Below are 15,114 nucleotides of genomic sequence, written 5' to 3'. Positions count from 1 at the left end.
GATTCCAGATCAGTGTGAGGCCCGGCAGACGATGCTGGCGGGCAATCGCCTCATATCGCTTCCGTCGCCTTTTCCAGCCAAAGACGTTCCTTCGCACCGACAAGCGGACCGATTTCTTCAAGCACGCGCGCATGATAGCGGTTCAGCCAGTCACGCTCGGCACTCGTCAGAAGGGACGCGTCGACCAGACGGAGATCCATCGGCACAAGCGTGATCGTTTCAAACCCGAGCATCGGCCGTTCACCGCCGCCAACAACCCGGGCTTCGGTGACGATCTCAAGGTTCTCGATCCGGATGCCATATTCGCCCGCCGGGTAGTAGCCAGGCTCGTTGGAGAGGATCATGCCGGGTTTCAAGGGAACCGTGCCGGTCTTGGCGATGCGCTGCGGCCCCTCATGCACGCCGAGATAGGCCCCGACGCCGTGTCCGGTTCCGTGATCGAAATCAAGACCGGCCTTCCACAGGTCGATCCTGGCAAGCGTATCGAGCTGGGCACCGCTTGTTCCTTCCGGAAAACGCGCCGTCGAGATTGCAATATGCCCCTTCAGGACCAGCGTGAAATGCCGTTTCATCTCCACCGACACGTCCCCGACCGCAAGCGTTCGGGTAATGTCGGTAGTTCCGTCTTCATATTGACCGCCTGAATCGATCAGGAACGGTCTGCCGACGGGAACTTCCAGATTGCTGGAGCGGCTGACTCGGTAGTGACAGATAGCGCCGTTGGAAGCGGCCGCTGAAATCGTGTCGAAGGAAATATCCTTCAGAACACCGGTTCCACGCCGGAACTCTTCCAGTTTCTGGGCAACCTGGATCTCGTCGAGGCCGCCCTTCGGCGCTTCCTCGTCGAACCAGCAAAGAAATCCGACATAAGCGGCGGCATCACGAAGATGCGCATTGCGTGCGCCCTGCAGTTCCGTTTCGTTCTTGACGGCTTTCGGAAGCAGGACCGGATCCTGAGCCTCGATCAGGTTCCCTCCGGCCTCCGTGATTGCGTCCGCGATCCCGATGCCGGCAAGAGCCGGATCGATCATGACTTTCGCCCCTGTCTTGCCGAGGTCGCTCAGGCCTGTCTTGAAGGCTGCGGGTTCGGAGAGATCAGTGAGCTCGGATAGCGCGTCCCGGACGGAATTGGAGAGTTTCCGGCCGTCGATGAACAGGGAAGGCTTGCCGGATGCCGGCACGGTCGCAAAGGAAAGCGGCAAAGGTGTGTGATCGACGTCGGAGCCCCGGATGTTGAACAGCCACGCGATGGAATCAGGCTGTGTCAGAACGCAGGCATCGGCTTTCTTCTCGCTCAGAACGGCTTGAATTTCCGAGATCTTGTCGGCGGACGCTTTGCCGGCCAGTTCCAGCGGATAAAGCGAAACCTGCCCGACCGGTGCAGCAGGACGGTCTTCCCAGACCGCATCGACCGGATTTTCATTCAAGGTGACAAGTTCGGCGCCCGCCTCCTCGCAGACAGACCGCAACCGGCGCACCTCGCGCACCGTATGAAGCATCGCGTCGATACCGAGTTTTTGTCCGGGTTGGAGGTTTTCCTTCAGCCACTCGGAAACCGGTTCATTGATGAGATGCCGTGCAGCAAAAACATCGAGATCGACCTGGTCACGCACCTGGATGGTGTAGCGTCCGTCAACAAAAATCGCGGCCTTGTCGCCCAGGATCGCTGCAACACCGGCCGAACCCGTAAACCCCGTCAGCCATTGCAGACGGCAATCGTTCGGCGGCACGTATTCGCCCTGATGCGCATCGGCACGCGGAATGAGAAGGCCGTCGAGACCGAGGCGGGCAAGTTCGGCCCTGAGAAGCGCTGCATGCGGCGCTCCGCAGGAGGGATCACTGAGATCATCGAAGGACTGGAACATGCCCGGCACGGTAGTGTGCGGATCAGCATGGATCAACCCGGATATTTTTCAAAACGCGTGCTTGTTCAATCCACTGCCGAACTACGTTTGCAATGCAGCATTTCATTTCGCATATGCGAAATATGCAAGCCTGTCATGCATTTGGAGGCCTACCTGAACGAACCCGCAGGCTGCATATAAAGAGCAACAACGAATAAAGACGTTTCTCCCTAGGGAAGCTCTTGAACTTCAAACGGGAATGATCACGATGACTATCGCAACCACGACTTCGACCCGTACCGGCAGCGGCTTTGTCCGCCGCGCATTCGACCGCATGGTCCAGGCCCGGTCTCACCAGGCGCGCCGCTACGTGAACGGCTACCTCCTGTCCCTCGACGATGCGACTCTGGCCGCTCACGGCTACGACCGCAAAGAGCTGGAACGTGAAGGGTCCCTGACCAATCCGTTCTGAGGGGCTCAGGCGCTAAGTTAAAGCACTGTGCACAAAAAAAAAAGGATCTGCCGGAAACCCGGCAGACCCTTTTTTTGTGTCTCGTCGCGTGTCGAGCGGTTCAGGCCTGATTGCGCCCGCGCACAAGGGTCAGCGTCAGCCAGCCGTCTTTCTCACGCCTGCGATCCAGAACGAACCCCTGGCAGCGGTATGCGGACAGGATGCGCGAACCGTCCTCGATCCGCAGGCCGGACAGGACCAGGGTCGCGGACCGGGCCATCTGGGCCCCGATCGACTTGGACATTCTCATGAGCGGCCGCGCCAGGATGTTGGCGATCACGAGATCAAACGGTCCGTATTCCCCGAACTGCCTGTCCTCGACCCCGTTCGCTGTGAAACCCCGCACCAGGTGACCGGCACCATTCAGCCTGGCATTCTCCAGAGCGGTCCTGGTTGCAACCGGATCGATATCGGTTGCCAGCACGGTCTGCTTGCCTTTGAGCGCGGCGGCAATCGCCAGCACCCCCGTCCCGGTGCCGAGGTCCAGGATACGGTCGTATTCGCGCAGCGATAGCAAGCGGTCGATTTCTTCAAGGCATCCGGCCGTGGTTCCGTGGTGGCCCGTCCCGAAGGCAAGCGCTGCCTCGATTTCAAGGCCGATCGCGCCCGGCGGAACCTTGTCCCGGTCATGGCTTCCATGCACGAGAAACCGGCCCGCGCGTACAGGCTGGAGCCCCTCCAGGCTTTTTTCAACCCAGTTGATATCGGGCAGCTCCTCTGCCTCGACCGGTGCCGCGAAGGCGTCGCTGCCGACACGGTCAAGAACCAGTTCCCTGGCCGCGTCAGCGTCCATGTCGAACAGAAGGATTTCGGCAGACCAGAACGTGCCGTCCTCCGATGCCTCATAAATCGAGACCGGGTTGCCCTCCTCTTCGAAAGCCTGCGAGAGGATCTCCGAAATCCGTTTCGCTTCCAGTTCCTCAGCCACGATCCGAACGCGGATGGTTTTCATGCCGGTGTCTGCCCAGATGGTTTGATCAAGGCGAGCGGTATAGCCTTGCGAGCCGCAACACACCAGCGTCAAAAACAATTGACTGGTCAAATTCGCGAACTGCGCCATGATTCTGGAGAGCGGAGGTGTGTGATGATCGGGAACAGACAGAAAATTTCGACGTTTCAGGCAAGGAACCTGTTGGCGGCTTTCCTTCTTTGTCTCGCAGCCGTCGCCAGCGGCGTCCGTGCGGAGACATCCACCGATGATCTGTTTGAAGCCTTGAAAAGCGCGCCGAGCGAAAAAGAAGCAAGGCTCATCGAGACCGAGATCTGGGAAGCCTGGATAGACGCGGCCCCTACCCCTGAACTGCGCGAGCAAGTTGAAAGCGCCATGCGCATGCGCGGTGAATACAACTATCAAGGTGCGCGCGAAGTCCTGGACAAGGTCGTGGCCGAGGCGCCCGATTACCCCGAGGGCTGGAACCAGCGGGCCTTCATCCTGTTCCTTCAGGGCGACTACGAAGCCAGCCTGGAGGACATAAAACGGGTTCTGGAACTGGAACCGCGTCACTTCGGTGCGCTATCGGGCCAGGCGATGATCTACATAACGCAGGGGCGGGCGGAACTCGCCCAGAAAACGCTGCGCGACGCCGTCAATGTGCATCCTTACCTTAAGGAACGCGCACTGCTCATCAAACCGAAGGGTGTGGATCTCTGATATCCGGCCGGTTTCTGCGCGTCAGTGCCGTTCGACGAAGCTGTCGATGACCTTCTTGACGCCGGCTTTCTCGAAATCGATCGTGAGCTTGTTGCCCTCGATCGAGGTGATCGCGCCATAGCCGAACTTGATGTGGAACACGCGCTCGCCGAGAGAATACTCGGACGGGGTCTCGCTGACGGACTTGGCGACAAGCTCACCCTCGATCGTGAGGGGCCCCTGCCGCTTCATGCGGGCGGACTTGTAGCCCCTGCCTCCTTCAGAAAAGCCGTCATCCGACTGCCGGGCCCGCTGAGCGCGCTGCCAGCCGGGGGTCGAGTAGCTGCCGCGCTCGAACGGATCGTTGCTGTCAAAGCGTGACGGACCGTAGCCGCCGCCGGCATAACCGCCATAGCTCGAAGAGGGTTCTGCTATCTCGACATGATCCGGAGGCAACTCATCAAGAAATCTTGACGGAACGGTTGATTGCCACAGACCATGAATCCTCCGGTTGGAGGCGAAATAGAGCTTCGCACGCTGCTTTGCCCGCGTGATGCCGACATAGGCGAGCCGCCGCTCTTCCTCCAGTCCGGCCCGGCCGCTTTCATCCAGTGACCTTTGATGCGGAAAAAGCCCCTCCTCCCATCCAGGCAGGAAGACCGTGTCGAATTCCAGGCCCTTGGCCGAGTGAAGCGTCATGATCGAAACGGCATCGCTGGCATCGGCGCTGTCCCGGTCCATCACCAGCGAGATATGCTCCAGGAAACCCGCCATGGATTCAAACTCTTCCATCGAGCGGATCAGTTCCTTCAGGTTGTCGAGCCTGCCCGGAGCTTCGGCGGACCGGTCGAGGCGCCACATTTCCGTGTAACCGCTTTCGTCGAGAATGATCTCGGCAAGCTCGGTGTGCCTCAGCTGGTCGAGCTGGCGCCGCCAGCGGTCGAAATTGTCAAGAACGGTCTTGAGTGCATTGCGCGGCTTTGGTTTCAGCTCCTCGGTATCGATCAGCTGCTGCGCGGCCTGCATCAGGGGGATGCGCTCTGCGCGAGCCAGCCCGTGCACGAGCTTCAGCGTGGCATTACCGAGCCCCCGCTTCGGCGTATTGACGATCCGTTCGAAGGCGAGATCGTCCGCCGGCTGCGTGACGCAGCGGAAGTAGGCTAGTGCATCGCGGATTTCCATGCGCTCGTAGAAGCGCGGACCGCCGATGACGCGGTAGTTGAGACCAAGGGTGATGAACCGGTCTTCGAATTCGCGCATCTGGAACGAGGCACGCACAAGCACCGCCATCTGGTTGAGCCCGTGCCCCTTGCTTTGCAGGGCCTCGATTTCGTCCCCGATCGTCCGCGCTTCTTCTTCGGAGTCCCAGACGGAGGCAACGGAAACCAGATCATGGTCCGGTTCGTGAAAATCGGTGAACAGTGTTTTGCCGAGACGGCCTTCATTGTGGGAAATCAGCTGAGAGGCAGCGGCAAGAATGTGACTGGTTGAGCGGTAATTCCGTTCCAGCCGGACCACCGTCGCGCCCTTGAAGTCGTGCTCGAACCGCAGGATGTTGTCGACTTCCGCGCCCCGCCAGCCATAGATCGACTGGTCGTCGTCACCCACGCAGCACACATTCGGGTTGCCCTGCGCAAGCAGGCGCAGCCACAGATACTGGGCGATATTTGTGTCCTGGTACTCGTCGACGAGCATGTAGCGGAACCGGCGCTGATATTCTTTCAGCACATCCGGCTGCGTCTTGAAAAGCGTGATCACGTGCAGGAGCAGATCGCCGAAATCAGCGGCATTCAGGATCGACAGCCGCTCCTGATATTCCTCGTAAAGACGGCGTCCCTTCCCGTTGGCAAAGGCCCGTGCATCACCTTCAGGAACCTGATCGGGCGTCAATGCCCGGTTTTTCCAGCCATCCAGCATCCCGGCAAACGTCTTGGCCGTCCAACGCTTGTCATCAAGGCCTTCCGCCTGAATGATCTGCTTGATCAGACGGATCTGGTCGTCGGTGTCCAGAATGGAAAAGCTCGATTTCAGTCCGACGAGTTCGGCATGCTTGCGCAGGATCTTCACGCAGATCGAGTGGAACGTGCCGAGCCAGGCCATGCCTTCCACATTCCCGCCGACAAAGCCGGAAATGCGCTCCTTCATCTCGCGCGCGGCCTTGTTGGTGAAAGTGACCGCGAGGATTTCCGACTGGCGGGCACGTCCCGTCGCCAGAATATGGGCGATGCGTGTCGTCAGAACCCTCGTCTTGCCGGTTCCGGCCCCGGCGAGAACGAGAACAGGACCTTCGGTTGTTTCGACGGCGAGCCTCTGCTCCGGATTCAAGCCGGTGAAATAGTCAGGTGCTTTCCGCGCGGCCATTGCCCTGGCGGCGATCCCGCCAGCCGCGCGTGGCGGGACAGGCGCAGCTTCCCCACGCGGCTCTGCCGGCTGAAAAGGATCGTCAAAGGAATCGTCGTACCCGCCCGGGTCTGCCATGATGCGCTGGTCCAGTTCCACAAGAGCCGGCAGGAACACCCTGTCCCGGCCCTAAAGAACAATATAGCAACAAAATGTTTCTGGCGAGGCAGGAAAACATCAATAAATGGGGACAAGGCAAGGTGCTGGAGTGAAGGAACTTGCTGGCTCTTTCGCGATAATATCGCGCACTGACAAGCCCGCAGCAAAAGAAATCCCGATCTTACTGTGTAGCGAGCCGCGATGACAAACAAGGCAAACATCCGAAACAGATTCTGTGTCTTCAAACAATCTCCCAACTTGTCATTCCTGCGAAGGCAGGGATCCAGTAAACACAAGCGCCTGCGGCCCAACTCAGACCGGGGGTACTGGGTCCCGGTCTTGCCGCTCCGCGGCAAACCGGGATGACAACAAAGGAGCAAGCGCGAAATGGCATGCGTGGTCGACAGGCGAAAGACCTCATGACTTGTCATCCCTGCGAAGGCAGGGACCCAGTAAACACAAGCGCCTGCCGTCTAACCCGACCGGGGGTACTGGGTCCCGGTCTTGCCGCTCCGCGGCAAACCGGGATGACAAATTTGGTTACGCGAGCCTGATAAAGAGGTCTTCCCAATTCGGGTTAAGCTCCTCAATCAGCCGAATTTTCCAGGCTCGCTTCCAGCGCTTGATCTGCTTTTCACGCTTGATCGCCTGTTCAATATCATCATGCACTTCGTAGTAGACGAGACTGCGAACAGCGTGTCTCGCGGTGAATGTGCTTCCCAATCCTTCTCGGTGCAAAGTGACCCGCCCCATCAGATCGTTGGTGACGCCGACATAAAGAGTGCCACCTAACTTGCTTGCAAGGATGTAGACATAGAACTGACAATCAACGTGCATTGTTGATTTCTACAACCAGAAAATGATAAACGCAATCTCACGGACTTATTATCCCTGTGTCCGCTTTAGCGAACATTGAGTCCGGCAATGATCAAGTTGCCGCTCGCGCGACAAGCTGGGATGACAAATTCAAAACATGCGCGAACCGGCATGCGTGGTCGACAAGCGAAAGACCTCACGACTTGTCATCCCTGCGAAGGCAGGGACCCAGTAAACACAAGCGCCTGCAGTCCAACCCCGACCGGGGGTACTGGGTCCCGGTCTTGCCGCTCCGCGGCAAACCGGGATGACGACCCAGAAACATGCGCGAACCGGCATGCGTGGTCGACAAGCGAAAGACCTCACGACTTGTCATCCCTGCGAAGGCAGGGACCCAGTAAACACAAGCGCCTGCAGTCCAACCCCGACCGGGGGTCCAGGGTCCCGGTCTTGCCGCTTACGTGGCAAACCGGGATGACAATCGCTTCCTCAGGATGAGGCCCCCGTGCCCGAGCTCCACCTGCTAAAAAGCCAGGCCCCGGCAAAAGAAATCCCGGCTTGCCGTGAAGCGAGCCGGGATCTCGAGATCAGTGTCGGGGCCGTGGGAGACTTACGCGGCCTCTTCGCCGCGCTCGTCTTCGTCACGGACCTCTTCAAGGAACGTGTTCACCGCTTCGGACAGGCTCGATGCCACCTGTCCGAGTTGCTCGGCGGAAACGCTCAGCGTTTCGGACTTCTGCCGAGTCTGGTCGATCGATCCGGAGACGCCGGAGACGTTCGTCGCAGCCGCCTTGGCGCCGTCCGAGGCAAAGGTGATGCTCTGGGTGATCTCGCTTGTGGCCGCGTTCTGTTCGTCAACCGAAACCGCGATGGTATCGCTGACAGACCGGACTTCCTCGATCTTTTCCACGATTGAACGGATCGCGGCAACGGATTTCTGGGTTGAACTCTGAACACCGGAAATCTGGCTGGCGATCTCGTCGGTTGCCTTGGCGGTCTGGGTGGAGAGTTCCTTCACCTCCGCCGCGACAACCGCAAATCCCTTGCCGGCCTCGCCGGCGCGCGCCGCCTCGATGGTCGCGTTCAGGGCGAGAAGGTTGGTCTGTTCGGCAATGGCACGGATGATTTCGACGACTTCGCCGATCTTGTCGGCGGTTTCCGCAAGAAGCGAAATGTCCTTGTCGGCGGCCACAGCCGTCTCCGCCGCAACGGAGGAAATTTCGGTTGCGGAGGCCGCCTGTCGCGAAATCTCGCCGATGGAAGCCGACAGCTCAGCCGCCGCAGAGGCAACCGTCTGGACGTTGGTCGTTGCTTCCTCCGTCGCGGAATTCGCGGCCCGTGCGCTTTCGTCGGCGTGGAGTGCGATTTGCACCATGTCCTGGGCGTTGCTGCTGACGCCTTCGGTTTCCGATGCGAGTTGCGTCTGAATGGTCAACACCGATGATTCAAAATGATGAATGGCGTTTTCCAACTGGGCCCGGCGCTGCGCACGCAGGACACGTCCGGCCTCGGCTTCGTCTTCCAGCTCCTTCTGGCGGACCAGCTTGTCGCGGAAGACTTCTGATGCCCGGGCGATATCGCCGATTTCATCGGGACGGTCGGTGTCGGAGACCGTGACATCGAGATCGCCCTCGGCGAGCGCGGAGATCGCGTCGCGCTGGCGGCCAAGCATTTTGCTGATCGCAAAGACCTGAAAGACAGCGAGCGCAAGGGCAAGACCGGTCAGGACAACGGCTACGACGATCAACCAGAAGATCTCGGAGCTGAGCTGCGCGGAATCGGCATCGGCTGCCGCTTCCGCCCTGTGAATGAGCTTGTCGGAAAGCCCTTTCATGAGATTGAGACGCTTGGTTGCCATGGCGAACCAGACACCGCCTTCAAGCCCCTGGGAATCCTTGGTTTCCGGCAGAGTGTGGATCAGTTCGCGCCAGGTAAGAGCCTGCTCGACTTCTGGTCCCTTTACCATCTCCTTTAGCATGGCCTTGTGCTCGGGAAGCGCAACGGATTTGAACTCCTTCAGGAATGCCGCTTCACCGCCGTAGTGGGTGAGGACTTTCTTGAAGGTCGAATGGTTCACCTCGCCTGTCTGGTTGAACTCATTCAGCAACGCAGCACCGTTGGCACGTTCCAAGCCGCCTGATTCCATCGCCTCGACAATCGTGAGGTATGGCAGGAGTTCAGCCGTAATTTTCTGCGACGGACTGGATTCCGTCGTGAGCCCGATCACATGGACGAGCTCGTGTATTTCCGCCGTGTAACCCTTAATGACATCGCCAGCCGAAAACTCCTTGGCATCGATCGCCTTGCGAAACCCATCGGTCTTTTGGACCTGTTCGGCCGTGTGCTGAAGATTTTTCAGCATGTCTTCGTCGTTGAGGCTGATAGCCGCCAGATGCTCGTCGAAAACCTTCAATGCGGCATCGGATTTCGGCCGCTGCGCATCAAGTTTGGCCTTAACTTCAGAATCGTAGCCCGACTTGATGTAACTGACGCTCATTCCGCGTTCTTTTTGAAGTTCGTGGATGAGATTGCCGCTGTCCTCTGCGATCCGGGTCAACGGCCGCATGTAATCGTGATGCTCAAGTTCAACGACTTTTTCGTAGACACTCAAGGTCGCGAATCCGATAACCGCTAGCATCGGCACACCCGCAAGCATAGCGATCTGCAGCTTGATACGTTTCATTTGTTGGTCCCCTCAGGAGCAGAGATCTTTCCTCCAAACTGCCGGGGCGGAATTACTTGTTACTTAACGTCAGAAACAAACTTGGCCGATTGCGACACTAATTTCGTAAAATGCCAACTTTATCAATTTCAGGTAGCAAGGCTAAATTTTATCCAATTGTCACTTTTGCCAAGTAAAGCCGTCGGACACACAAAGACCAACCGCGAAGAAATAACAGATTCGACCATATTTGACTGTTGTCTCGGGTGTGCGATGCGGCACCTGTCCCTGATCTTCCATATCTCAGATGAAAAGGCGCCAAGGCGCTAAAAGAACCGGTTCAAGCGCCCACCAGATCGAACCAGCCATCCTCTGAAATCACGTCCACCTGAAGATCCTGGGCCTTTTTCAGTTTGGACCCTGCTCCGGGACCGGCAACAACAAGATCGGTCTTCTTGGACACCGAACCGGAGACCTTGGCACCGAGACGCTCCGCCATCGCCTTGGCCTCGTCGCGTGTCATCCTCTCCAGGGAACCGGTGAAGACCACCGTCTTGCCGGCGACGGGGGATCCGGACGCATCGACCTTCTCCGCTTCCTGTGGCGAGACCTCAGCCAGAAGCGCATCGAGCTGTCCTCGATTGTGCCCCTCGGCAAAGAATTCGACCAGAGCCTCCGCCACGATATGGCCGATCCCGTCAATATCGTTCAGATCCGTCCAGGCATCGCTTTCAGGGTCATGCGCGGCTGTCATGGCATCGTAAAAGGCGGCCCAGGAACCATAGGCGCGAGCGAGCAGCTTGGCGTTGCCTTCACCAACATGACGGATCCCGAGGGCAAAGATGAAACGGTGAAGCTCGATGTTGCGGCGCGCGGTGATCGCCTCGAACAGGTTCTTCGCCGAGAGCGCCCCCCACCCTTCCCGGTTTCGCAGCTTGGTCAGCGCACGTCTGTCGCGCTCCTCGAGCGTGAAGATATCGGCGGGAGCCATCACCAGACCGTCCTTGTAGAAAGCATCGACCTGCTTGTCTCCGAAGCCTTCGATATCGAAGGCATTGCGGGAAACGAAGTGCTTCAGCTTTTCAGTCGCCTGCGCTGGACAGATCAGCCCGCCCGTGCAGCGGCGTACGGCATCCCGGCGGCCTGTCTTTTCGTTTTCCTCGCGTACGGCATGACTGCCGCAGGCAGGACAGACGGTCGGAAACTCGAACATCACGGCATCCGCCGGGCGTTTTTCGAGATCGACATCGACGATCTGGGGAATGACGTCTCCGGCCCGCTGGATCTTCACCGTGTCGCCGACACGGATGTCCTTGCCGTCGCGGATCGGTTCCCCGTCTTGGCCAATCCCCTTGATGTAATCTTCGTTGTGAAGCGTCGCGTTGGAGACGACCACCCCGCCAACCGTGATCGGTTCGAGCTTGGCCACCGGTGTCAGGGCGCCGGTCCGTCCCACCTGGATCTCGATGTCGTTGAGAATGGTATAGGCCTGCTCGGCCGGAAATTTGTGCGCGATTGCCCAACGCGGCGACCTTGACACGAAGCCGAGGCGTTCCTGCAGATCCAGCCGGTCAACCTTGTAGACAACACCGTCAATATCGTAATCGAGCCCGGCCCGGTTTTCCTCGATCCCGTGATAGACCTTCAGAAGTTCATCTACGGTCTCGCAGCGTTTCATCAGCGGATTGGTCTTGAAACCCCAGGAGTTGAAGCTTTCGACCATCCCTGTCTGGGTCTCGGACGGCATCTCGCTCATCTCACCCCAGGCATAGGCGAAGAACCTGAGCGGCCTTGATGCGGTGATTTCGGACTTCAGTTGCCGAAGCGAGCCTGCAGCCGCATTGCGCGGATTGGCGAAGACCTTGCCGCCATTTGCCTCCATCCGCGCATTCAGGTCCTGAAAGTCCGTGTGTGCCATGTAGACTTCCCCGCGGATTTCCACGACGGCCGGAACGTCTCCACGGAGCACTTCCGGAATGTCCTTGATGGTCCGGGCGTTGGCCGTCACGTTTTCACCTGTCGTGCCATCGCCGCGAGTTGCCGCATAGACAAGCTCTCCGTTTTCGTAGCGAAGCGACAGGGATAGTCCGTCGATCTTGGGTTCGGCTGTAACCGCAAGGGCTCCCATCAGCGGATCGAACTTCAGGAAGCGGCGCACACGCCCGACAAAGTCCCGCACATCCTCGTCGTTGAAGGCATTGTCCAGGGACAGCATCGGCACGACATGCGAAATCTTGCCGAACCCTGAAGCCGGTGCCGCACCGACCTGCACCGATGGGCCATCGCTCGGCACAAGATCCGGAAATCGCTCCTCGATGGCCAGGTTGCGGCGGCGGAGCCCATCGTAGTCGGCATCGGAAATCACCGGAGCATCGTCCTGGTGATAGAGCCTGTCGTTTTCGGCAATCTCCCTGGCAAGACGCCGCAGTTCCTGCCGGGCCTGCTCGGTTGTCAGATCCTCGACGCGGATGCCTTTCGCATCCTCGGTGCCGGTCGCGTTTTCACTCATGCGGGCCTCTACTCGGCTACGGTCAGAAGCCTGCGGGCGGCAGCCCGGGCTTCCTCGGTAATCACGCTGCCCGCAAGCATACGGGCAATTTCCTCGCTGCGATGATCGTCGTCAATCTGCTGGACTCGGGTCGCCACCCGATCGGGCTGCGTTGCTTCCTTGGCGATCAGAAAGTGCCCATCCGCCCGCGCGGCGACCTGTGGCGCATGCGTGACGGTGAGCACCTGTACATTCCCTGCGAGCCGCGCAAGACGCACCCCGATTGCTTCTGCAACAGCGCCGCCGACGCCCGTATCGATTTCATCGAAGACAAGCGTCGGCGCCGACCCCTTGTCCGCCAATGACACCTTGAGCGCCAGCAGGAAACGGGAGAGTTCGCCACCTGACGCCACTTTCATCATCGGGCCGGGGCGCGTTCCCGGGTTTGTCTGAACGTGAAACTCCAGCTGATCGATGCCCGCGCGTGCGCGGGTTTCAGGGTCGCTGGACATTTCGACGATGAAACGCGCGCGCTCCAGCTTCAGATCCGGCAGTTCGACTTCGACCGCTTTTTCCAATGCCTTTGCCGCCTTGGCACGCTTGGCCGATAATTTTGCAGCTGCAGCGTCGTAAGCGGCCCTCGCCTTTTCGGCGGCCGCCACAAGTGCCGACAGTTTGTCTTCACCTGCATCGAGGTCGGCAAGATCCGCCGTCATGCGCTGACACAGCGCCTCAAGCTCGTCGACCGGGACCGAAAATTTGCGCGACGCCGCCCTGAGCGCAAACAGCCTCTCCTCGACGCTTTCAAGCTCGCGCGGGTCGAACTCCGTCTCGCGCAACGCGCTTTCCAGTCCGCTGCGCGTTTCCTCAAGCTGATCCAGCGCCTCTGCCAGCGTTCTCACCGGCTGTGCAAGCAGTTGGGGGACCTGATCGGACTTCCGCTCCAGCCGCCTCAAGAGACTGGCGAGTTCGGGAATCGGAGACGCGGACCCGTTGAGCGTTTCAAACGCCTCGTTGAGATCACCGGCGATCTTTTCAACCTGCATCATGTCGGTGCGCCGGGCTGCAAGGTCTTCTTCTTCACCCGGTTGCGGTTTCAAGGTGCCGAGTTCATCCGCCGAGGATCGCAGGTAATCGGCTTCCTTGCGCGCGGCTTCGATCCGCCGCTCGTGTTCGACCACCGCCTTTTCTGCGCTTTTGAACGCACCGTGCATGGACGAGAGTCTTTCCGCGTCACCGGTCAATCCGCCGAATTCATCAATTAGCGCGCGGTGGCTCTCCGGATCGACAAGTGCGCGATCGTCATGTTGTCCGTGGATTTCAACCAGAAGGCCACCTGCCTGCCGCAGAAGCCCGGCACTCACCGGCTGATCGTTGACGAAAGCGCGCGTGCGGCCATCGGAGGTCTGGATCCGCCTGAGAATTACATCACCGTCATCGTCGACGTCGTTTTCGCGGAGGAAGGCTCTCACGGGGTGCTGCCCATCTACGTCGAACACGGCTGTAACCTGCCCCTGTGGCGCTCCCTCGCGTACGAGATCAGCATCGCCGCGCGCACCGAGTGCAAGCGACAGGGAGTCAAGCAGAATGGATTTGCCGGCGCCTGTTTCACCGGTCAGAACCGACATGCCGGAGGCAAAATCCAGATCGAGACGGTCAATGAGAACGATGTCACGAATAGACAGCGTGACCAGCATAAAGGCGAGCTCCCCAGACTAAGTTGCGGACCACCATATAGGAGGACCGAGTCGTCTTTCCAGAACCCGTTAGATACTCCTGAATGCGCGGCTAATCCAGCTGCCAGAATCTTCAGATGGCTCGTAACCGCCCTTGTTCAGAAGAGAATAGGCGTCCTTGTACCACTGTGTGTCAGGATAGTTGTGGCCGAGAACCGCAGCTGCCGTCTGGGATTCGTTGACAACGCCGAGCGCGTAATACGCCTCGGTCAGGCGGAAGAGCGCTTCTTCGACATGCCGGGTGGTCTGGAACTCCACGACCACAGCCCGGAAGCGGTTGATGGCAGCAACATAGTTGCGGCGCTTCAGATAGTACCGCCCGACCTGCATTTCCTTGCCGGCAAGCTGGTCCTCGACGATACGGAGCTTTTCTTCCGCATCCGGTGCATACTCGGATTCGGGGAAACGCTGGATCAGTTCCGTGAACGCACCGGCAGCGCGTCTCGTCACGGCCTGGTCGCGCGTGATGTCAGGCATTTGCCGGAAATAGCTCTGTCCGGCGAGGTACAGCATATAGGCCGAATCCTCGTCTCCCGGATAAAGCGTCACGAAACGCCGGGCCGCCGTGACGGTCTCCGGGTACTTGCCGCGCGAATAATTCAGGAAAGCAAGATTGACGAGAGACTTCTTGGAATATTCGGAATAGGGATAGAGCTTGTCAATCTCTTCGAACTTGGTCGTGGAATCGCGCAGCTTGCCCTGCGCGCGCAGGGCCAGCCCCTCGTTGAAAAGGACTTCGGGCGGCGTATCATTCAGAGCAAGCTCGTCAAGATCCTCCTTGCCGCTGCAGGCAGCCAGCAGCAGAGGCGTCGCGAGAACGGCCAATGTCAAAAGAGATTTCATGCTCAAGGTCCTGCTCGAACCAGAAACAATTCCAATTCCGTTCACACCCAAACTCCCGAGCCGTTTCCGGCCCATGCGGCCAGTC

General features: G+C 59.1%; 10 protein-coding genes. 2 read left to right on the top strand and 8 right to left on the bottom strand.

Annotated elements, in window-relative coordinates:
• Positions 1–50: 50 nt before the first annotated feature.
• Positions 51–1,865, bottom strand: a complete 1,815-nt coding sequence (locus tag RDA78_RS16450) for an aminopeptidase P family protein (RefSeq protein ID WP_434050902.1) — start codon at positions 1,863–1,865, stop codon at positions 51–53.
• 247 nt (positions 1,866–2,112) lie between these two features.
• Between RDA78_RS16450 and RDA78_RS16445 the strand changes: the two genes are divergently transcribed.
• Positions 2,113–2,316, top strand: coding sequence for a hypothetical protein (locus tag RDA78_RS16445; protein ID WP_434050901.1), 204 nt, complete (start codon positions 2,113–2,115; stop codon positions 2,314–2,316).
• Positions 2,317–2,416: 100 nt separating this feature from the next.
• On the opposite strand, the gene RDA78_RS16440 is transcribed toward RDA78_RS16445, so the two are convergent.
• Positions 2,417–3,307 carry a 50S ribosomal protein L11 methyltransferase gene (locus RDA78_RS16440; protein ID WP_434050900.1) on the bottom strand — a complete coding sequence of 297 codons (891 nt, stop codon included), beginning with the start codon at positions 3,305–3,307 and terminating at the stop codon, positions 2,417–2,419.
• A 132-nt stretch (positions 3,308–3,439) separates the two neighbouring features.
• Between RDA78_RS16440 and RDA78_RS16435 the strand changes: the two genes are divergently transcribed.
• Positions 3,440–4,006, top strand: a complete 567-nt coding sequence (locus RDA78_RS16435; protein ID WP_434050899.1) for a tetratricopeptide repeat protein — start codon at positions 3,440–3,442, stop codon at positions 4,004–4,006.
• Positions 4,007–4,027: 21 nt separating this feature from the next.
• On the opposite strand, the gene RDA78_RS16430 is transcribed toward RDA78_RS16435, so the two are convergent.
• From RDA78_RS16430 to RDA78_RS16405, 6 genes are all read right to left on the bottom strand, one after another.
• Complete coding sequence (locus tag RDA78_RS16430; protein WP_434056161.1) at positions 4,028–6,463, bottom strand: ATP-dependent helicase; 2,436 nt, start codon at positions 6,461–6,463, stop codon at positions 4,028–4,030.
• A gap of 561 nt (positions 6,464–7,024) precedes the next feature.
• The gene (locus RDA78_RS16425; protein ID WP_434050898.1) at positions 7,025–7,321 is read right to left on the bottom strand and encodes a GIY-YIG nuclease family protein; all 297 of its coding nucleotides are present in this window, start codon (positions 7,319–7,321) and stop codon (positions 7,025–7,027) included.
• 589 nt (positions 7,322–7,910) lie between these two features.
• The gene (locus RDA78_RS16420; RefSeq protein WP_434050897.1) at positions 7,911–9,983 is read right to left on the bottom strand and encodes a methyl-accepting chemotaxis protein; all 2,073 of its coding nucleotides are present in this window, start codon (positions 9,981–9,983) and stop codon (positions 7,911–7,913) included.
• 319 nt (positions 9,984–10,302) lie between these two features.
• Positions 10,303–12,471, bottom strand: coding sequence for an NAD-dependent DNA ligase LigA (ligA, locus tag RDA78_RS16415; protein WP_434050896.1), 2,169 nt, complete (start codon positions 12,469–12,471; stop codon positions 10,303–10,305).
• Between the two features lie 8 nt (positions 12,472–12,479).
• On the bottom strand, positions 12,480–14,147 hold the full coding sequence (gene recN / locus RDA78_RS16410) for a DNA repair protein RecN (protein WP_434050895.1): 1,668 nt from the start codon (positions 14,145–14,147) through the stop codon (positions 12,480–12,482).
• Positions 14,148–14,216: 69 nt separating this feature from the next.
• The gene (locus RDA78_RS16405; protein ID WP_434050894.1) at positions 14,217–15,029 is read right to left on the bottom strand and encodes an outer membrane protein assembly factor BamD; all 813 of its coding nucleotides are present in this window, start codon (positions 15,027–15,029) and stop codon (positions 14,217–14,219) included.
• Between the last annotated feature and the right edge of the window lie 85 nt (positions 15,030–15,114).

It is taken from the genome of Roseibium sp. (assembly GCF_051016195.1).
Lineage (GTDB): Bacteria > Pseudomonadota > Alphaproteobacteria > Rhizobiales > Stappiaceae > Roseibium.
The sequence above is the reverse complement of the archived record's forward strand: the minus strand, read 5'-3'. Positions and strand labels throughout refer to the sequence as shown.